Annotated in this window: 16 protein-coding genes and 2 pseudogenes; 10 read left to right on the top strand and 8 right to left on the bottom strand. The window is 62.1% G+C overall.

What is annotated here, in order from left to right:
* The first annotated feature begins 9 nt into the window (after window positions 1–9).
* From lysA to GN234_RS19345, 5 genes are read left to right on the top strand one after another with little or no spacing between them, the layout of a single operon-like run.
* Window positions 10–1,257, top strand: coding sequence for a diaminopimelate decarboxylase (gene lysA, locus GN234_RS19365; protein ID WP_109752657.1), 1,248 nt, complete (start codon window positions 10–12; stop codon window positions 1,255–1,257).
* A 4-nt stretch (window positions 1,258–1,261) separates the two neighbouring features.
* On the top strand, window positions 1,262–2,092 hold the full coding sequence (dapF, locus tag GN234_RS19360) for a diaminopimelate epimerase (RefSeq protein WP_109752658.1): 831 nt from the start codon (window positions 1,262–1,264) through the stop codon (window positions 2,090–2,092).
* A gap of 13 nt (window positions 2,093–2,105) precedes the next feature.
* On the top strand, window positions 2,106–2,828 hold the full coding sequence (locus tag GN234_RS19355) for a DUF484 family protein (RefSeq protein ID WP_176688937.1): 723 nt from the start codon (window positions 2,106–2,108) through the stop codon (window positions 2,826–2,828).
* Between the two features lie 2 nt (window positions 2,829–2,830).
* Complete coding sequence (gene xerC / locus GN234_RS19350; protein ID WP_109752662.1) at window positions 2,831–3,730, top strand: tyrosine recombinase XerC; 900 nt, start codon at window positions 2,831–2,833, stop codon at window positions 3,728–3,730.
* Window positions 3,727–4,431: an HAD family hydrolase gene (locus GN234_RS19345; protein ID WP_109752664.1), complete on the top strand. Its 705-nt coding sequence runs from the start codon at window positions 3,727–3,729 to the stop codon at window positions 4,429–4,431. Before xerC ends, GN234_RS19345 begins: the two co-directional genes overlap by 4 nt.
* 196 nt (window positions 4,432–4,627) lie before the next feature.
* On the opposite strand, the gene sutA is transcribed toward GN234_RS19345, so the two are convergent.
* The 4 genes from sutA to glnK all read right to left on the bottom strand — a co-directional run bounded on the left by sutA (window position 4,628) and on the right by glnK (window position 7,398).
* Window positions 4,628–4,951, bottom strand: coding sequence for a transcriptional regulator SutA (sutA, locus tag GN234_RS19340; protein ID WP_003206813.1), 324 nt, complete (start codon window positions 4,949–4,951; stop codon window positions 4,628–4,630).
* A 102-nt stretch (window positions 4,952–5,053) separates the two neighbouring features.
* Window positions 5,054–5,479, bottom strand: coding sequence for a secondary thiamine-phosphate synthase enzyme YjbQ (locus GN234_RS19335; protein WP_109752956.1), 426 nt, complete (start codon window positions 5,477–5,479; stop codon window positions 5,054–5,056).
* A 212-nt stretch (window positions 5,480–5,691) separates the two neighbouring features.
* Window positions 5,692–7,026 carry an ammonium transporter gene (locus GN234_RS19330; RefSeq protein ID WP_025216105.1) on the bottom strand — a complete coding sequence of 445 codons (1,335 nt, stop codon included), beginning with the start codon at window positions 7,024–7,026 and terminating at the stop codon, window positions 5,692–5,694.
* 33 nt (window positions 7,027–7,059) lie between these two features.
* Window positions 7,060–7,398 carry a P-II family nitrogen regulator gene (gene glnK / locus GN234_RS19325; protein WP_002555808.1) on the bottom strand — a complete coding sequence of 113 codons (339 nt, stop codon included), beginning with the start codon at window positions 7,396–7,398 and terminating at the stop codon, window positions 7,060–7,062.
* 414 nt (window positions 7,399–7,812) lie between these two features.
* On the opposite strand from glnK, the gene GN234_RS19320 reads away from it, so the two are divergent.
* The gene (locus GN234_RS19320; RefSeq protein WP_060740084.1) at window positions 7,813–8,073 is read left to right on the top strand and encodes an accessory factor UbiK family protein; all 261 of its coding nucleotides are present in this window, start codon (window positions 7,813–7,815) and stop codon (window positions 8,071–8,073) included.
* A gap of 53 nt (window positions 8,074–8,126) precedes the next feature.
* On the opposite strand, the pseudogene GN234_RS30395 reads toward GN234_RS19320, so the two are convergent.
* Both GN234_RS30395 and GN234_RS30390 read right to left on the bottom strand, forming a co-directional pair.
* A pseudogene (locus tag GN234_RS30395) lies at window positions 8,127–8,681 on the bottom strand (methyl-accepting chemotaxis protein); the annotation flags it as partial.
* A 351-nt stretch (window positions 8,682–9,032) separates the two neighbouring features.
* Window positions 9,033–9,767, bottom strand: a pseudogene (locus GN234_RS30390) (MCP four helix bundle domain-containing protein); the annotation flags it as partial.
* Between the two features lie 423 nt (window positions 9,768–10,190).
* On the opposite strand from GN234_RS30390, the gene GN234_RS19310 reads away from it, so the two are divergent.
* The 3 genes from GN234_RS19310 to GN234_RS19300 are packed head-to-tail and all read left to right on the top strand — an operon-like array spanning window position 10,191 to window position 13,798.
* Window positions 10,191–11,615, top strand: coding sequence for a c-type cytochrome (locus tag GN234_RS19310; RefSeq protein WP_233459476.1), 1,425 nt, complete (start codon window positions 10,191–10,193; stop codon window positions 11,613–11,615).
* 3 nt (window positions 11,616–11,618) lie between these two features.
* Window positions 11,619–12,167, top strand: coding sequence for a sugar dehydrogenase complex small subunit (locus GN234_RS19305; protein WP_109752672.1), 549 nt, complete (start codon window positions 11,619–11,621; stop codon window positions 12,165–12,167).
* Window positions 12,164–13,798, top strand: coding sequence for a GMC family oxidoreductase (locus tag GN234_RS19300; RefSeq protein WP_109752674.1), 1,635 nt, complete (start codon window positions 12,164–12,166; stop codon window positions 13,796–13,798). The genes GN234_RS19305 and GN234_RS19300 overlap by 4 nt, the downstream gene beginning before the upstream one ends.
* A 7-nt stretch (window positions 13,799–13,805) precedes the next feature.
* Here GN234_RS19300 and GN234_RS19295 read toward each other — a convergent pair whose 3' ends face one another.
* A complete protein-coding gene (locus GN234_RS19295) occupies window positions 13,806–15,077 on the bottom strand; it encodes a sensor histidine kinase (RefSeq protein ID WP_116833737.1) in 1,272 nt (423 codons plus the stop codon).
* A gap of 261 nt (window positions 15,078–15,338) precedes the next feature.
* Between GN234_RS19295 and GN234_RS19290 the strand changes: the two genes are divergently transcribed.
* Window positions 15,339–16,832: a YifB family Mg chelatase-like AAA ATPase gene (locus GN234_RS19290; protein WP_116833738.1), complete on the top strand. Its 1,494-nt coding sequence runs from the start codon at window positions 15,339–15,341 to the stop codon at window positions 16,830–16,832.
* Window positions 16,833–16,838: 6 nt separating this feature from the next.
* On the opposite strand, the gene GN234_RS19285 is transcribed toward GN234_RS19290, so the two are convergent.
* Entirely contained in the window at window positions 16,839–18,053 is a 1,215-nt protein-coding gene (locus tag GN234_RS19285) for an aldose 1-epimerase family protein (RefSeq protein ID WP_109752680.1), read from the bottom strand.
* Between the last annotated feature and the right edge of the window lie 99 nt (window positions 18,054–18,152).

The raw sequence follows: 18,152 nt of genomic DNA, 5'->3' as shown, positions 1-18,152 counted from the left end.
GGGAACGCCATGGACGCTTTTAACTACCGTGGCGGGGAGCTGTTCGCGGAAGGGGTTGCCCTGTCCGCGATCGCCGAACGTTTCGGCACGCCGACCTACGTCTATTCCCGTGCCCACATCGAGGCCCAGTACCGGACGTTCGCCGATGCCCTCGACGGCATGCCGCACCTGGTGTGTTTCGCCGTCAAGGCCAACTCCAACCTGGGCGTGCTCAATGTCCTGGCGCGCCTGGGTGCCGGTTTCGACATCGTCTCCGGTGGCGAGCTCGAGCGTGTGCTGGCCGCTGGCGGTAGCGCCGACAAGATCGTGTTCTCCGGTGTCGGCAAGACCCGCGAAGACATGCGCCGCGCCCTGGAAGTGGGCGTGCACTGCTTTAACATCGAATCCACCGATGAGCTCGAACGCCTGCAAATCGTCGCCGCCGAGCTGGGTGTTCGCGCACCGGTCTCCCTGCGCGTGAACCCGGACGTCGATGCTGGCACCCACCCGTACATTTCCACCGGTCTCAAGGAAAACAAGTTCGGTATCGCCATCGCCGACGCCGAAGACGTGTACGTGCGCGCCGCTCAACTGCCGAATCTGGAAGTACTGGGCGTCGATTGCCACATCGGTTCGCAACTGACCACCCTGGAACCGTTCATCGACGCCCTCGACCGCCTGCTGGCGCTGGTCGACCGCCTCGGCGATTGCGGCATCTACCTGCGTCACATCGACCTGGGCGGCGGTGTCGGCGTGCGCTATCGCGATGAAGAGCCGCCACTGGTGGCCGACTACATCAAGGCCGTGCGCGAGCGTCTGGAAGGCCGTGACCTGGCGCTGATGTTCGAACCGGGCCGCTACATCGTGGCCAACGCCGGCGTGCTGCTGACCCAGGTCGAGTACCTCAAGCACACCGAGCACAAGGATTTCGCCATCGTCGATGCGGCGATGAACGACCTGATCCGCCCAGCGCTGTACCAGGCCTGGATGGACGTCACCGCCGTGCGCCCTCGCGACACCGCGACCCGCAGCTATGACATCGTCGGGCCGATCTGCGAAACCGGCGACTTCCTGGCCAAGGGCCGGGAGCTGGCACTGGAAGAAGGCGATCTGCTGGCCGTGCATTCGGCCGGTGCCTACGGGTTTGTCATGAGTTCCAACTACAACACCCGCGGCCGCTGCGCCGAGGTGCTGGTGGACGGTGATCAGGCATTCGAAGTGCGTCGCCGCGAGACGGTAGCCGAGTTGTTTGCCGGCGAAAGCCTGCTGCCGGAGTAAAACCATGCTGCTGCGTTTTACCAAGATGCACGGCCTGGGCAATGACTTCATGGTCCTCGACCTGGTCAGCCAGCACGCGCACATCCTGCCCAAGCATGCCAAGCAATGGGGTGACCGGCACACCGGCATCGGTTTCGACCAGTTACTGATCGTCGAGGCGCCCAACAACCCGGACGTGGATTTCCGTTATCGGATCTTCAATGCCGACGGCTCGGAAGTGGAACAATGCGGCAACGGCGCGCGCTGCTTCGCCCGCTTCGTGCTGGACAAGCGCCTGACCGCCAAGCGACATATCCGCGTCGAGACCAAGAGCGGCATCATCGAGCTGGATGTGCGCAGCGACGGCCAGATCGGCGTCAACATGGGCGCTCCGCGCCTGGTGCCAGCAGACATCCCCTTCCAGGCACCGGCCCAAGCGTTGAGCTATCAGGTGGACGTCGACGGCACCCCGGTGGAACTGGCGGCGATCTCCATGGGCAACCCCCACGCCGTGCTGCGAGTGGCCGATATCAACAGTGCCCCGGTGCATGAGCTGGGGCCGAAAATCGAGCATCATCCGCGCTTCCCCGCACGGGTGAACGTCGGTTTTCTGCAAGTCATCGACCGCCATCGTGCACAATTGCGCGTCTGGGAACGCGGCGCCGGGGAAACCCAGGCCTGCGGTACCGGCGCCTGTGCCGCTGCAGTCGCTGCGATCAGTCAGGGGTGGATGGATTCGCCATTGTTGATCGACCTGCCCGGCGGGCGCCTGTCCATCGAATGGGCGGGCCCTGGCCAACCGGTGATGATGACCGGCCCGGCAGTGCGCGTATACGAAGGACAAGTTCGTCTTTGAGTGAGCCAAACCCATGACCGACCAGCCACAGGTTCCAGCCCCACAGCCCGACGAATCCCCCAGCCTTCCAGAAGCCGCGGCCGTGACGGCCTATCTGGAGGCTCATCCGGATTTCTTCGTCGAGCACGAAGAACTGCTTGCGACGATGCGCATCCCCCACCGGCGCGGCGATACCGTGTCGCTGGTGGAACACCAGATGAAAATCCTGCGCGAGCGCAACATCGAAATGCGCCATCGTCTTTCACATCTGATGGACGTGGCCCGGGACAACGACCGGCTTTTCGACAAGACCCGTCGGCTGATCCTGGCCCTGATGGACGCCAGCACCCTCGAAGACCTGGTCATGAGTGTCGAAGACAGCCTGCGCCAGGATTTCCAGGTGCCCTTCGTCAGCCTGATCCTGTTTGGCGACAACGCCATGCCGGTGGGCCGCTGGGTAACCCACGCCGAAGCGCAGACAGCCATCGGTGGCCTGCTCACGGAAAACAAAAGCGTCAGCGGCAGCCTGCGCGAGCATGAGCTGGACTTCCTGTTCGGCGAAGAACAACGCAAGCAGATCGGCTCCACCGCCGTCGTCGCCATCGCCCACCAGGGCGTGCACGGCGTGCTGGCCATCGCCAGCCGCGATCCGCAGCACTACAAGAGTTCGGTGGGCACGCTGTTCTTGAGCTACATCGCCGAAGTCACCGGCCGGGTGCTGCCAAGGGTCGCCGGTTCGCTGCGCTCGGTACGCTGATGATGGAACGGCAACTGGACGCCTACTGCGAACACCTGCGCAGTGAGCGCCAGGTGTCGCCCCACACGTTGTCGGCTTATCGCCGCGACCTGGAAAAAGTCCTGGGCTGGTGCCAGAAGCAGAACATCGGCAGCTGGGCGGCCCTGGACATCCAGCGCTTGCGCAGCCTGGTCGCCCGCCTGCATCAACAGGGGCAATCCTCCCGCAGCCTGGCGCGGCTGTTGTCCGCGGTGCGAGGCCTGTATCACTACCTCAACCGCGAAGGCTTGTGCGATCACGACCCGGCCACCGGCCTGGCGCCGCCCAAGGGCGAACGCCGGCTGCCCAAGACCCTCGATACCGACCGCGCCCTGCAATTGCTTGAAGGCGCCGTCGAGGATGACTTCCTGGCACGACGCGACCAGGCGATTCTCGAGCTGTTCTATTCTTCCGGCCTGCGGCTTTCGGAACTGACGGGGCTTAACCTGGATCAACTGGACCTGGCCGATGGCATGGTCCAGGTGCTCGGCAAGGGCAGCAAGACACGCCTGCTGCCCGTCGGCCGCAAGGCCCGCGAAGCCCTGGAGCAGTGGCTGGCGCTGCGGGCGCTGACCAACCCCGCCGACGACGCGGTCTTCGTCAGCCAACAAGGGCGGCGCCTGGGCCCGCGGGCGATTCAGTTGCGGGTCAAGGCCGCCGGTGAACGCGAGCTGGGACAGAACCTGCACCCACACATGCTCAGGCACTCCTTCGCCAGCCATCTTTTGGAATCGTCCCAGGACCTGCGCGCCGTCCAGGAGTTGCTCGGCCACTCGGACATCAAGACCACACAGATCTATACCCATCTGGACTTCCAGCACCTGGCGACGGTCTATGACAGTGCCCACCCCAGGGCCAAACGCATCAAGGGCGACGAATCATGACCATCGAGCTCATCACTTTCGACCTGGACGACACCCTGTGGGATACCGCCCCGGTGATCGCCAGCGCCGAAGCCGTACTCCGCCAATGGCTGACCGACAACGCACCGAACCTGGGCGGCGTGCCGGTGGAGCATCTTTTTTCGATTCGCGAGCAAGTCTTGCGCGAAGAGCCCGGCCTGAAGCATCGCATCAGCGCATTGCGCCGACGGGTGCTGTTCCGCGCACTGCAAGAGGCCGGCTACGATCAGTGGCAAGCGTCTGAGCTGGCGGACGAGGCATTCGAGACGTTCCTGCATGCCCGTCATCAACTGGAGGTTTTCCCCGAGGTGCAGCCCACCCTGGAGATCCTGGCCAATCATTTCGCCCTTGGCGTGGTCACCAATGGCAATGCCGACGTGCGGCGCCTGGGGCTGGCGGACTATTTCAAGTTCGCCTTGTGCGCCGAAGACATCGGCATCGCCAAGCCTGACGCCCGGCTGTTCCACGAAGCCCTGCAACGCGGCGGTGCCACGGCGCAGACCGCCGTACACATTGGCGATCACCCGGGCGATGACATCGCCGGCGCCCAACAGGCCGGCCTGCGCGCGGTGTGGTTCAACCCGACGGGCAAGGCCTGGGAGGCCGACCATGCGCCAGATGCGGAGATTCGCAGCCTGACCGAACTGCCGGGGTTGCTGGCAGGTTGGCATAGCCAACCCTGAACCCACTGCTCTGTAGCCGCCAACACCCCTTTGCGGGAGCGAGCCTGCTCGCGATGGCGGCGGCACATCCAACATCAATACCAGCAGACCCACCGCTATCGCGAGCAGGCTCGCTCCCACAGGTCCGAGACTTTATCTGGCCCATGAAAAAGCCCGCAGCGACGGCGGGCTTTTTCAGCAAGCAAGAAGCAGAAGCTCAGATAGGGCGGCTGCCGTACTTGTTGTCCGGCTTCTTGGGCGGATCAGCGACCACGTTGGCCTCCACTTCCTGCACCTTACCGCCCCTGGCCAGGAATTCCTCCATGGCCTTGGCGAGCGCATCACGCTCCTTGTTCTTGGCCTCTACGCTCGGCAACTCGTCGACCGACACCGCGGCCTTGGCCTTGCCTTTGGCGGTAGGAACCGGAACATCGGCCCCATCATCGTCGGCTACGTCTTCAGCCGCCGCTTCAAGGCCTTCTTCGGTCTCGTCTTCGTCGCCCACTTCGAGGTCGTCGTTTTCCAGATCATCGTCGCTCATGTTCTACCTCATGACTTGCGAAAAGCAGATTAGTTATAGCCCAGCTTCGCCATCTGTTCGAAGGCTGCCAGAAAAAATTCAACATCCGCCGGCAATCAGCGGTTATGCCCCTTCACCGTACAAGGTGGCGAGGACTTTACGAGCACCGCCGTGATCACGGTGCTCGCCCAGATAAACACCTTGCCAGGTACCCAATGCCAACCGTCCTGCCGTGACCGGCAGGCTGAGCTGGCAACCGAGCACACTGGCCTTGAAGTGCGCCGGGAGGTCGTCCAGGCCTTCGTCGTTGTGCTCATAGTCGGCGGTTCCTTGTGGGATCAGCCGATTGAAAAATCGTTCGAAGTCTCGACGTACCGCCGAATCGGCGTTCTCGTTGATGGTCAACGAAGCCGAGGTATGCTGCAGCCACAGATGCAACAGACCGACACGACACGCCTGGAGTTCAGGCAGGCCGGCAAGCAATTCGTCCGTCACCAGATGAAAGCCCCGGGGCCTTGCCCGCAGGGTTATCAGCGTCTGTTGCCACATACAGATCTCCGCACGTTCGGCGCGCATTCTAGCGCGCTCTGGGAAAAAACAAAGGGCCTAATATTCTTGCTTCGGTGTAAGCCTTTGGCGGTACAAAACCCCATGTCGCATCCACAACAAAAGGCGTCGGGAAAACCGCCGCGTCCTGTGAGCAGTGACAAATTCCAGACAAAAAAATGCCCGGCGAACCGGGCATTTTTTATTGCGTGTGCTTACAGGTTGTAGCCACGTTCGTTGTGTTGGGCCAGGTCCAGGCCCACGGCCTCTTCTTCCTCGGAGACACGCAGACCCATGACGGCGTCCAGCACCTTGAGAATGATGAAGGTGACGATCGCGGTGTAGACCACGGTGAAAGCCACGCCCTTGAATTGAATCCACACTTGCGCACCGATATCGGTCACGGTGCCGAAGCCACCCAGTGCCGGTGCCGCGAACACACCGGTCAGGATCGCGCCGAGGATACCGCCGATGCCGTGCACGCCGAAGGCGTCCAGGGAGTCGTCGTAGCCGAGTTTGCGCTTGAGGGTGGTGGCGCAGAAGAAGCACACCACGCCCGCCGCCAAGCCGATGACCAGGGCGCCCATCGGGCCCACGGTGCCGGCAGCCGGGGTGATTGCAACCAGGCCGGCCACCACGCCCGAGGCGATGCCCAGTGCGCTTGGCTTGCCGTGGGTGATCCACTCGGCAAACATCCAGCCCAGCGCCGCCGCGGCGGTAGCGATCTGGGTCACCAGCATCGCCATGCCGGCGGTGCCGTTGGCAGCAACTGCGGAACCGGCGTTGAAGCCGAACCAGCCAACCCACAGCATCGCCGCGCCCATCAGGGTATAGCCCAGGTTATGCGGCGCCATCGGCGTGGTCGGGAAGCCTTTGCGCTTGCCCAGTACCAGGCACGCCACCAGGCCGGCGATACCGGCGTTGATGTGCACCACGGTGCCGCCAGCGAAGTCCAGCACGCCCCAGTCCCACAGCAGGCCGCCGTTACCGGACCAGACCATGTGGGCGATCGGTGCATACACCAGGGTGAACCATACGCCCATGAAAACCAGCATGGCGGAGAACTTCATCCGCTCGGCAAACGCACCGACGATCAGCGCTGGAGTGATGATGGCGAAAGTCATCTGGAAGGTAATGAACACTGCTTCAGGGAACAGCGCCGCCGGGCCGGTCAGGCTGGACGGGGTGACGCCTGCCAGGAACGCTTTGCCCAGGCCGCCGACAAAGGAGTTGAAGTTGACGACGCCCTGCTCCATGCCGGTGGTGTCGAACGCGATGCTGTAGCCATAGATGACCCACAGGACGCTGATCAGACCGGTAATGGCAAAGCACTGCATCATCACGGAAAGAAGGTTTTTCGACCGGACCATGCCACCGTAGAACAGTGCCAGGCCGGGAATGGTCATGAACAGTACAAGAATCGTGGCCGTGAGCATCCAAGCGGTGTCGCCGGAGTTCAGGACTGGGGCTGCCGCTTCTTCTGCCATGGCCAGGCCTGGCATTGCGAAGGACAACAGGGCTCCTAGCCCTGCGAATTTACGCAGAGTCATATTGTTTTCTCCTGGGGCGTTGGGTTTGGCGGCTTAGATGGCGTCGGTATCGGTTTCGCCGGTACGGATGCGGATAGCCTGTTCCAGATTGACCACAAAGATCTTCCCGTCACCGATCTTGCCGGTGTTGGCGGCCTTGGTGATTGCCTCGATCACCCGGTCAAGATCCTTGTCGTCAATGGCGACATCAATCTTCACCTTGGGCAGGAAATCGACCACGTATTCCGCGCCGCGATACAGCTCGGTGTGACCTTTCTGCCGACCGAAGCCTTTGACCTCAGTAACGGTAATGCCCTGCACGCCGATCTCGGACAACGACTCGCGCACGTCGTCCAACTTGAACGGCTTGATGATGGCAGTGACTAGCTTCATGAAACTTTCTCCCGAATTGGTGGACTTGCCCCAGGAAAACAAACCCGACTCAAGTCTAAGCGCAGTGCCTGGCTTTGTAACGCATCGTCGGCCCAAGTTGCCCGACAGGTGCCAGTTAACCGATCCTGACGAAACTCCCCGTTCCGCCTGCTGCACTGCATTCGTCACAGCGACTGCATCAGTGCATGGGTCATCAGCCTCTAAGCAGAAACCTTGCCATCTGTACCCAAACCCTCTGATTTCAGTCTCTTACCCACCGTGCCCGCTTGCTCCGCCCCACGAACCGCAGCGATACGCACAACAACAGTGCGACGATGCCCGGCCTCGTGCGCGAAAAGCGTGCATCCTTGCTTGCAAATTGACTATAGACACTGCGTGGTACACTGCCCGCCATTGTTTCCAGGACACCTGCCCATGCTTGCGCCCAAAGACCTCCTCGACGCCCTGAGCGGCCATGCCTCCCGCATCTTGAGTGGTGACACGCCGCTGCCCAAGAGCGAAATCGAAAGCCAGTTCAAGGCTCTGCTGCAAAGCGGGTTCAGCAAACTGGACCTGGTGAGCCGGGAAGAATTCGACAGCCAGATGGTCGTGCTGGCCCGGACCCGGGCGCGGCTCGAAAGCCTGGAGGCCAAGGTCGCGGAGTTGGAAGCGCGACTGGCTCCGGCCCAGGAATAAACCGCACGCCGGCGACATACGCCCGGTAGCCCAGGCGTATTCAGCCCGACGGGTCAGAGACGGAAACGGCCAACCAGTGTATTGAATGACAGGGCCAGGTTGGACAGCTCCTGACTCGAAGCGTTGGTCTGGTTCGCCCCAGCGGCGGTCTGGGTCGAGAGATCCTGGATATTCACCAGGTTGCGATCAACCTCCCGGGCCACATGGGCCTGCTCCTCGGAAGCCGTGGCAATCACCAGGTTACGGTCATTGATCTGCGAGATGCCGTCGGCGATCTGCTCCAGCGCCTCGCCCGTGGCCCGGGCCAGGCTCTGGGTCTCGGTCACCAGCGCCTGGCTCTTGCCCATGGCATCGACCGCGCTGTCGGCACGGTCCTGAACCGCGTGGATCATGCTCTCGATTTCACCGGTTGACGCCTGGGTACGTGCCGCCAGGGCACGAACCTCATCGGCCACCACGGCAAAACCGCGGCCCTGCTCCCCGGCGCGAGCGGCCTCGATGGCCGCATTGAGCGCCAACAGGTTGGTTTGTTCAGCGATCCCGCGGATCACATCCAGCACTTTGCCGATATCGCGAACCTGCACGGCAAGATCCCTGACCAGCCCGGTGGACGAGGTGATTTCCTGGGTCGCAGTGTCGATCGCCTGCACCGCGCTACGGGCCTGATCACGTCCCTCGCCGGCCTGCGTGCTGGTCGATTGCGAAGCCTGTGAAGTGGAGACCGCGTTGCGGGCCACCTCCTCGACCGCTGAAGTCATTTCGGTCACGGCGGTAGCGGCCTGCTGGATTTCGTCATTCTGCCGGATCAAGGCACGACTGCCATCATCGGTGACCGCCGTCAGCTCCTCGGCGGCAGACGCCAATTGGTCCGAAGCGTTGGCAATCTGCTGGATGGTGGCCTTCAAACTCGTCTGCATATCGCCCAAGGCCTTGAGCAACTGGCCGGCCTCATCGCGACTGTTGCTGGTGATGTGCTGAGTGAGATCGCCCTGGGCGATGCGTTGTGCGCAATCGACCGCCACGGCAATCGGTCGACTGATCAGGCGACTGATAAACATGCCCAACAGCAGCGCGGCGATAAACGCCACGACAATGCCGCTGTACAGCACGGTCTTGGCCGTCGCCTCCTGCTGCGTGGCGGCCTTGGCGTCTTCGCTGATCTGACGGTCATTGGAGTCGATCATGATGGTCAACTGGTCCATCACCTTGCGATAAGTCTTCTGCAGGTCACCCAGCAACAGGGTGCGACCGTTCTCCAGGTCGCCAGCCGCCATCATCGCCACGTACTGCTGCACCATGGCCTGGTAGACCGGCCAATCCCGGGCCATCTGGTCGCCAGCGATGCGCTCGTCTTCAGCCAGGTTGCCTTTGCGGTAATCGGCGAAAGCCTTTTCGCTGGCCAACTGATTGGCTTTCATCGAAGCGAGAAACTCATCCTTCATGCTCTGCGGAGCATTGCCGGCGGTAGCGACATACAGTCGGTACATGTCGCGCGTCTGGCCGACCGCCTTGGTCTTGGTCTGCGACGTATTGGCAACCGAGACCAGGTTGTTGTTGAACACCCCCTGCAAACGTGTCGACAGTGCGGAAACCCCACTGACGCCAAGCATGCCCACGGCGAGCGTGATCAGGGCGCAGAGGAAAAACGAGGTGATCAGTTTGGTTGATAATTTTGCGTCATTGAGCCAGTTCATCGGTGGATCCTCACGGGATGCTGGTCCAGCAGCCCTGCTATGTGTGCATTTCCCTGCCCCGCGTAACGCCAGGTAAAGGGCCTGTGTCCAGACTCCATCGCCGCTGATATAAACCTCGAGCAAGACGTCGTACAACATCACAAACGTACAAGCTAAATTCCCTGCTCGCCTTCAAACTTGATGGAGCGACCTCCTCGCTTTTTTGCCCATTGCGCTCACGACGCCATAGGCCAAATATCTTCTGAAATACTTGAGATAGAGACATTTAATGAAAAAATTAAATGATGGCTTATAGCCATATTTCTTGAGAAATGTTACATCATGTGACACATTGATCACAACATAAGACATCGTATGACTTAGGCCATTTCTATGAAATGAACCTAAGAACGTGCATCGAAGCCCCACCGTGAGGAGTTACACATGCATCCGCAGAGGATGGGTCAGCCATTGCCCGGTGTGCGCAAGGCCAAACCCGTGAGGAAGAAGCTTGCAGAGTGCCTGGCCCTGATAACGATCAGCCTGGCAGCCCATGGCGAAACGCTCGATACCAGCGCCTCGCCCGGCAAGCGACTGGCAGTGGCCGCCGATTGCGTGGCCTGCCATAGCACCCTCGGCGGCAAGCCCTTTGCCGGCGGTTATCCACTCAACTCGCCAATGGGCGTCATCTACTCAACGAACATCACCCCTTCCAAGACCGCCGGCATCGGGCATTACAGCCAGGCAGACTTCGCCCGCGCCGTGCGCGACGGTGTGACCCCGGACGGCACTCGCCTGTACCCGGCGATGCCCTATACCTCCTACGCGAAGATGACCGACAGCGATGTCGCCGCCCTGTACCAGTACTTCATGCATGAAGTCACACCGGTGGATACGCCCAGCCCCAAGACCGAGCTCGACTTTCCGTTCAACATTCGCGCCTCGATGCTCGGCTGGAACGCCCTGTTCCATAGCCAGAAACGCTTCGAAGCGGATCCGGGCAAGTCCGCGCAGGTCAATCGCGGTGACTACCTGGTCAACGCACTGGCCCATTGCGACACCTGCCATACCCCGCGCAATGCCCTGATGGCAGCGGATAACGCCAAGGCGCTTTCCGGCGGTTCACTGGGAGCCTGGTATGCACCCAACATCACCTCGGACAAGACCAGCGGGATCGGTGCCTGGTCGAGCGATGAGCTCGTTGCCTACCTGCGCAGCGGCCATGTAGAGGGCAAGGCGCAAGCTGCCGGGCCCATGGCCGAAGCGGTCGAGCACAGCCTGCAGTACCTTGGCGAAGATGACCTCAAGGCCATCGCGGCCTATCTGCTGCAGACCCCACCGATCGCTACCGGCGAGCAACAGGCCCGCCATACCTTCGGTCAGGCCTCGAACGACGAACTCAGCCTGCGTGGCGGCAAGCCGCAGGACAATCCGGGCTGGCACATCTTCAGCGGCACCTGCGCCAACTGTCACCAGGCCAACGGCGAGGGCACCCGTGAATATCCGTCACTGTTCCACAACACCGCGACCAGCCGCCGCGACAACCTGATCGCGACGATCGTCTACGGCGTGCATCGCGAAGTCGACGGCGTGGCAATCGACATGCCGGCCTTCGGTCCCGGTGCGCTGTTCACCGATCGTCTCGACGACCAGCAGATCGCCGATGTCAGCAACTACGTCCTGTCCCGCTACGGCAACGCCGGATTGAACGTGACTGCCGCCGATGTGGCACAGGTTCGCGAAGGCGGACCCAAGGCCCCCATCGCAGTGCTGGCACGCTACAGCGTACCGGCACTGGTTGTGCTCGGCCTGCTGATCCTCCTGGGGCTTTACAGGCTCAAGGCTCGTCGCCGGCTGCAGGAGGCCTGAGCAATGGACACTTCAATGACCGACAAACACATGCCCGTTTCATCTACCCCCACCAACCACCTATCCCGCCGCGGCCTGCTGCGCGGGTCGGTCACCCTGGGCCTGGTGGCCTTGGTCGGAGGCCTCGGCCCCTGGCAATCGGTGATGGCCGAGGGCGACCAGGACTTTATCGCCCTGTCGCAATTCCTGGTCAGCCGTCCGGTCAACCCGGTCCTGGCGGCGCGCTACTACCGCGCCCTGAGCCGGCGCGCACCGAACTTCAGTGGCAATGTCGGCGCCCTCAGGCAACTGGTCGACGGGCAGGGCTTCAAGCATGTGGATGAATACCTGGCCCAGGCCAACCCGGACCCATCGTTGAAAGCGACGGCCACCAGCATCATTTCGGCCTGGTACCTGGGCATCGTCGGCGAGCTCGCCGATGCCGAACTGATCAGTTACTCCGAGGCGCTGATGTATCGCCCGACCCACGGCATTCTCATCATTCCAACCTACGGTGGCGGCCCCGACTCCTGGGGCGCCAAGCCAGCCGACACGCAGGATTTCAAACTATGAGCAGCGTTGTTTACGACGCCGATGTGGTCGTCATCGGCTCCGGCGTGATGGGTGGCTTGATTGCCAGCGAGCTGGCCAAGTCGAACAAGTCCGTGATCGTTCTCGAAGCGGGCCCGCGGGTGAACCGCCGCGACATCGTCGAAACCTTCCGCAATGCGCCGGTCAAGCTCTCACTGGCCAATGCCAAGCTGCAAGGCGCCGGTTCGCCCTATCCAAGCTTGCCCCACGCACCTTCCACCTATGGCGACTACCTGCAGCAGGTCGGCCCGGTGAAGTACAACACCTCCTACCTACGGGTGGTCGGCGGCACCACCTGGCACTTCGGTTCCTCGCTGTGGCGCATGCTGCCCAACGACTTCCGCCTCAACGCCCTCTACGGGCGCGGGCGTGACTGGCCAATCAGCTATGACGAATTGGAGCCTTTCTACGCCCGCGCCGAGACCGAGCTGGGTGTGTCCGGGGTCGACGGCCAGGATGAAAGCGGCCAGGGTGGCGCGGCCTATCCACCGCGCTCGATCCCTTACCCGATGGAAGGCCTCAAGCCCAGCTACATGTTCAAGCGTCTCTCGAGCCTGTTGAGCAAGGGCGGCTACAACCCGATCCTCGAACCCAACGGACGCGCCACCCGCCCCTATGGCAAGCGTCCGCCGTGCGCGGGCAACAACAACTGCAACCCGGTCTGCCCGATTGCCGCCAAGTACGACGGTTCGATGCACATCGACGAGGCCGAGCGCCATGGCGCCAAGGTCCTGGACAACTCGGTGGTGTACCGGATCGAGGCTGGTGACGACGGCAAGATCACCGCGATCTGGTACATGCGCCCGGACAAGACCCAGCATCGCCTGACCGCCCGCTACTTCGTGCTGGCGGCCTATGGCATCGAATCGCCGAAGCTGTTGCTGATGTCCACGTCCGAGCGATACCCCAACGGCATCGCCAACACCTCCGACCAGGTCGGCCGCAACCTGATGGACCACACCGGCGTGAGCATGAACGTGATGACCAAGGAGGACATGTGGCCCGGCGAGGGACCGACCCAGTTGCTGGTCTACCTGAACAGCCGCGACGGCGCCTTCCGCAAGGATTACCCGAGCTACAAGATCAAGGTGCGCAACACGGTGCCCACCTCGCAGATCACCACCAACCTGATCGCCAAGGGCGTGCTGGGCTCCAAGCTCGACGAACAGATCCGCCTGCAGTCGGCGCGCTCCTTGAACTGGGCAGTGGACTTCGAAACCCTGCCGCTGCCGGAAAACCGCGTCACTCCGAGCAAGACCCGCTTCGACGCGATTGGCCTGCCGGTGCCGGAGATCTACTACAGCGTTCCCGACTACTGGCACGCGGGCAAGGAAAAGGCCTTGGAGGACCTCAAGCAGTTCGCCCACCTGCTCGACGCCGACATCCTCAGCACCGACGTCAACTTCCAGAACCGTCAGCACATCATGGGCACCACCATCATGGGTAACGATCCGAAAAACTCGGTGGTCGACCGCGACTGCCGCAGCCACGACCACGCCAATCTGTTTATCGCCGGGACCAGCGTGATGCCGTCATCATCCTGCGTGAACCCCACGCTGACAGGGGCCGCACTGAGCATACGGATCGCCGATCAATTGCTGAGGGAGGTGTAAAGCCTGTTCAACCCTCCGCCGCCCGCTGAGAGGGGGCCGGGGTCAGCGGCAGCTCCAGGCTAAACAGCGCGCCGCTGCCCGGCCCGGCACTCTGCGCGGTCAGATCGCCCCCCATCTCGTGCGCCGCCAGAATGCAGCTGTGCAAACCAAAGCCGTGGCCGTCGACACGCGTGGTGAAGCCGTGCTCGAACACCCGCGCCAGGTTGTCCTGCGCAATCCCCTCGCCGTTGTCCTCGACCTCGACCCGCACGCGCCCATCGTCAACGACCTTCAGGCGCAGGATGATCTGCGGCGGCCGATTCGTACCCGCGTCCAGCGCCTGCTTGGCGTTGTTGATCAGATTGACCAGGATCTGCAGCACTCGGTGCTTGTCCAGCGGCATTTGCGGGATATCGATGAATTCCTTGATCAGCGTGATGTGGTGGCGGGTCAGGGATACATCGCAAATGCGTACGACATCCTCGACCAACTCTCGCAGCGAGCCCGGCTCCAATACGCTGGAGTTGCCGGCGTAGGACTGCTGGGTGGCGACGATTTCCTTGATATGGTCGATTCTGCGGGTCAACTGCGCCAACTCGGCGATCATCGCCTGCTGTTCGATGGCCAGCGCATCGGCCAGTTTGTCGAGATAGTCGGGTAGCGCGCGACCTTTAGGGTCGCTGCTGATGAAATCGCCGAGGTCATCGGGATGCTCCCTCATCAGTTGGACGACCTTGGCTACTCCTGGGCCCTTGGATGTATGCACCTTCTCGTACAGGACCTGGGCTGACACATTGACGCTATTGAGCACATTGCCCACGTTGTGCAGCACGTTGGTGGCGATCTCCGCCATGCCGGCCCGGCGGGCGGTGGTGACCAGTTCGGCCTGCGCCTCGCGCAACTCGTCGTTGACCTTGGCCAATTGCTGCGGGCTGGGAATCTTCAGCGCCGCCGGCACCAACCGGACCAGCAGGATGGCGGTAATCACGGAGGCAATCGCGGTGATCACCTTGACCAGCGCCGACAGCCAGTAATAGGGCTGCCAGATAGTCAGGATCTCCATCACATGGCTGGTGCCGCAGGCCAGGATAAACACGCCAAAGGCCGCCAGCATCCAATCGAACGGCACATCCTTGCGCTTGTGGATAAAGTACAGGAGGGTGAAGGGAATGGTGACGTAGGACAAAGTGATCAAGCCGTCGGCGATCACATTGGTCCACAGCAGGTCCGGACGCCACATATAGCAATGCCCGTGGGGCATGAAACGCTTGTCGGTTAACAGAGCCAGCAGATCGTTCATGGCCACTTCCTCCCTGTGCCGTTGATACAGCCAAGTGCCGACTAGGCAAATCGGAGTCTAGGCCGGTCCCGGGCATTTCGCTTGGGCGGGTGAAGGATGGCATTTGCTGAATCGTATCGCGCTTGCCGCCCCTCGACTGTCACTGACTGTCGCAACATCCTGCCAAATTTTCCTCCCTCAATTTCCGCGCCCACGTTCATCCCCACGACTAACCTTCGAGAGCCGCAGGACGCGGCGCCCCCTTCACTCAAGGAACGATTCATGTCGCTCGCCATTGTCCACAGCCGCGCCCAAGTCGGGGTCGAGGCTCCTGCCGTTACCGTTGAAGTTCACTTGGCCAACGGCTTGCCATCGCTGACGATGGTGGGTCTGCCAGAGGCGGCGGTAAAGGAAAGCAAGGATCGGGTGCGCAGCGCGATCATCAATTCGGGGCTGAATTTCCCGGCGCGGCGCATCACCCTGAACCTGGCTCCGGCAGATCTGCCAAAGGACGGCGGGCGCTTCGACCTGGCCATTGCCTTGGGGATCCTGTCGGCCAGCGTGCAGGTGCCAACCCTGACGCTTGACGATGTGGAATGCCTCGGTGAGCTGGCATTGTCCGGCGCGGTGCGTCCGGTGCGCGGGGTGTTACCCGCGGCACTGGCGGCGCGCAAGGCCGGGCGCATGCTGGTGGTACCACGGGCCAATGCCGAGGAAGCCTGCCTGGCCTCGGGGCTGAAGGTGATCGCCGTGGATCATCTGCTCGAAGCGGTGGCGCATTTCAACGGTCACACGCCGGTCGAGCCTTTCGTTTCCAATGGACTGCTCTCGGCCAGCAAACCCTACCCCGACCTGAATGAAGTGCAAGGCCAGGCCGGGGCCAAGCGGGCACTGCTGATCGCCGCCGCGGGAGCTCATAACCTGCTGTTCAGCGGGCCACCGGGCACCGGCAAGACACTGCTGGCGAGCCGTTTGCCGGGGCTGTTACCGCCGTTGGCGGAAAGTGAGGCCCTGGAGGTCGCGGCCATCCAGTCGGTGGCCAGTTGCGTGCCGTTGAGCCATTGGCCGCAACGGCCGTTTCGCCAGCCCCACCACTCGGCTTCCGGTCCCGCGCTGGTGGGTGGCGGGTCAAAACCGCAGCCAGGGGAGATCACCCTCGCCCACCATGGCGTGTTGTTTTTAGATGAACTGCCAGAGTTCGACCGCCGGGTGCTGGAGGTCTTGAGGGAGCCGCTGGAGTCTGGGCACATCGTGGTTTCTCGTGCCCGCGACCGAGTCCGCTTCCCGGCGCGTTTCCAGTTGGTGGCAGCAATGAATCCCTGCCCCTGTGGATACCTAGGCGAGCCCAGCGGCCGTTGCTCCTGTACGCCAGACATGGTGCAGCGCTACCGCAATAAGCTCTCCGGCCCCCTGCTGGACCGCATCGACCTGCACCTGACGGTCGCCCGCGAGGCCACGGCGTTGAATCCCAAAAGCGAACCCGGTGCCGATACGGCCACCGTCGCCGAGCACGTGGCCGAAGCCCGGGAACGCCAGCAAAAACGCCAGGGCTGTGCCAACGCATTCCTGGATCTGCCGGGCTTGCGTCGGCATTGCAAACTATCCGCACTCGATGAAACCTGGCTGGAAACCGCTTGCGAACGACTGACCCTGTCGCTGCGAGCCGCCCACCGCCTGCTCAAGGTCGCCCGTACGTTGGCAGACCTTGAGCGGGTGGATCGGATCAGTCGGGAGCACTTGGCCGAGGCGTTGCAGTATCGGCCCGCTACGCCCTGAAGTGCGTCACGGCTTGCTCAGGTCCACCAGCGGCGTGCCCCGCACCTCGGTTTCCCGGCCACCCTGGATTTCATCGATGCGTTTGAGGGCTTTATCCACGGCGCCCTTATCCGCCAGCAGGCTGTAGTGGATCTGGAACTGCTTGTGCTCTTTCGGCGCGATCATGGGAACCAGGCCCAGTGGTCGCTGATACCGGCGGTTATAGGAAAAACTGGTGCCTGGCTCCAGCCCGGTCACGTAGCCCTGGCCTTGGGTATCGGTGTTTTTCCACAGGGAGAACACGGGAAGCGTGCTGGTGTTGAAGCCTACCGATACCCCGAGGCTGCCGGCCTTGTTGTGCAGCACGGTAAGGGTGTCGCCCTTGGCGTCGGCGTAGGGCACGACGTTATAGACGGTTTCGTCGTAATCCTTGGTCGGGGCCCGGTAGGTTTGCCAATCGGGCAAGTCGCCCTTGGCCTTGTCGTTGAACGGCGAGACCTGCTTGACCGGTGCCGCGAAACGAGCGCCCTGCTCCAGGAACGGCGTGCTGAAATTGCTGTGATAGAGCGCTTGGTATTCCTTTGGATAGTCGCCGTTGTTGGTCAGCGTGTCGTTGAGGGTGAAAGCCACACTGCCCGGCTCGGTGACCAGTTCGGTCTGCACCGAGAAATCGACCTTCTTGAAGGCCTGCTCCTTCAACTCGCCTCGCAATGTGATGGCGTACGGAGGTTTTTCATCGATGTGCAAAGTGACCTTGTTGGCCGGGATGTTGGCTGCACGACCATGCAGGGTCAGCAGCTCACCATTGTCCATGCCGGGATGGCCGACCCATTCGTAGCCACAGCGAGTCACCAGTTCATTGAAACCTTCGAGCCAGCCCAGTCCGCCTCGACCATTGAGCTCAATGAACGCCGGATTGACCACTTCCTTGACGGGCGAATCCCAGCCCATGCGCACATTCCCGACCGAAGCCTGCAGCACGTTCATGCCGCGGGTCGGGACGACGGAAAGCTTCAGGGTACCGTTGTCGATGTCGACGATGCTGACGCCTTCCTGGCGGCCACCGTGCAAGGTGCGCATCGTCACGGAAAAGGGCTTGCCGGTCTTCACGCCCAGTTGCTGGCTGGTGATTTGCCAGGGTTGAGCGGCTTTATCCGTATCCAGCAGGACGTAATCCCAAGCCATCGCATGGGAGGCAGCGCTTAGAGCGCCAAGGGTAACGAGGAGTTTGAGCGGAGTCATGGTCACGACCTTTTATTGGAGTTGTGCGGTTTTTATAGACTTGAAGAAACGTTTCAGCAAGCTTAAAAACAGCAATATCCTTAAAAAGCAACGACCAGC

It is taken from the genome of Pseudomonas bijieensis (assembly GCF_013347965.1).
Classification (GTDB): domain Bacteria; phylum Pseudomonadota; class Gammaproteobacteria; order Pseudomonadales; family Pseudomonadaceae; genus Aquipseudomonas; species Aquipseudomonas bijieensis.
The sequence above is the reverse complement of the archived record's forward strand: the minus strand, read 5'-3'. Positions and strand labels throughout refer to the sequence as shown.

What these genes read in the sequence shown, in the direction of transcription:
- lysA (WP_109752657.1), top strand. Translation starts at nt 10, where the DNA reads ATGGACGCTTTTAACTACCGTGGCGGGGAGCTGTTCGCGGAAGGGGTT.
- dapF (WP_109752658.1), top strand. Translation starts at nt 1,262, where the DNA reads ATGCTGCTGCGTTTTACCAAGATGCACGGCCTGGGCAATGACTTCATG.
- GN234_RS19355 (WP_176688937.1), top strand. Translation starts at nt 2,106, where the DNA reads ATGACCGACCAGCCACAGGTTCCAGCCCCACAGCCCGACGAATCCCCC.
- xerC (WP_109752662.1), top strand. Translation starts at nt 2,831, where the DNA reads ATGGAACGGCAACTGGACGCCTACTGCGAACACCTGCGCAGTGAGCGC.
- GN234_RS19345 (WP_109752664.1), top strand. Translation starts at nt 3,727, where the DNA reads ATGACCATCGAGCTCATCACTTTCGACCTGGACGACACCCTGTGGGAT.
- sutA (WP_003206813.1), bottom strand. Translation starts at nt 4,951, where the DNA reads ATGAGCGACGATGATCTGGAAAACGACGACCTCGAAGTGGGCGACGAA.
- GN234_RS19335 (WP_109752956.1), bottom strand. Translation starts at nt 5,479, where the DNA reads ATGTGGCAACAGACGCTGATAACCCTGCGGGCAAGGCCCCGGGGCTTT.
- GN234_RS19330 (WP_025216105.1), bottom strand. Translation starts at nt 7,026, where the DNA reads ATGACTCTGCGTAAATTCGCAGGGCTAGGAGCCCTGTTGTCCTTCGCA.
- glnK (WP_002555808.1), bottom strand. Translation starts at nt 7,398, where the DNA reads ATGAAGCTAGTCACTGCCATCATCAAGCCGTTCAAGTTGGACGACGTG.
- GN234_RS19320 (WP_060740084.1), top strand. Translation starts at nt 7,813, where the DNA reads ATGCTTGCGCCCAAAGACCTCCTCGACGCCCTGAGCGGCCATGCCTCC.
- GN234_RS19310 (WP_233459476.1), top strand. Translation starts at nt 10,191, where the DNA reads ATGCATCCGCAGAGGATGGGTCAGCCATTGCCCGGTGTGCGCAAGGCC.
- GN234_RS19305 (WP_109752672.1), top strand. Translation starts at nt 11,619, where the DNA reads ATGGACACTTCAATGACCGACAAACACATGCCCGTTTCATCTACCCCC.
- GN234_RS19300 (WP_109752674.1), top strand. Translation starts at nt 12,164, where the DNA reads ATGAGCAGCGTTGTTTACGACGCCGATGTGGTCGTCATCGGCTCCGGC.
- GN234_RS19295 (WP_116833737.1), bottom strand. Translation starts at nt 15,077, where the DNA reads ATGAACGATCTGCTGGCTCTGTTAACCGACAAGCGTTTCATGCCCCAC.
- GN234_RS19290 (WP_116833738.1), top strand. Translation starts at nt 15,339, where the DNA reads ATGTCGCTCGCCATTGTCCACAGCCGCGCCCAAGTCGGGGTCGAGGCT.
- GN234_RS19285 (WP_109752680.1), bottom strand. Translation starts at nt 18,053, where the DNA reads ATGACTCCGCTCAAACTCCTCGTTACCCTTGGCGCTCTAAGCGCTGCC.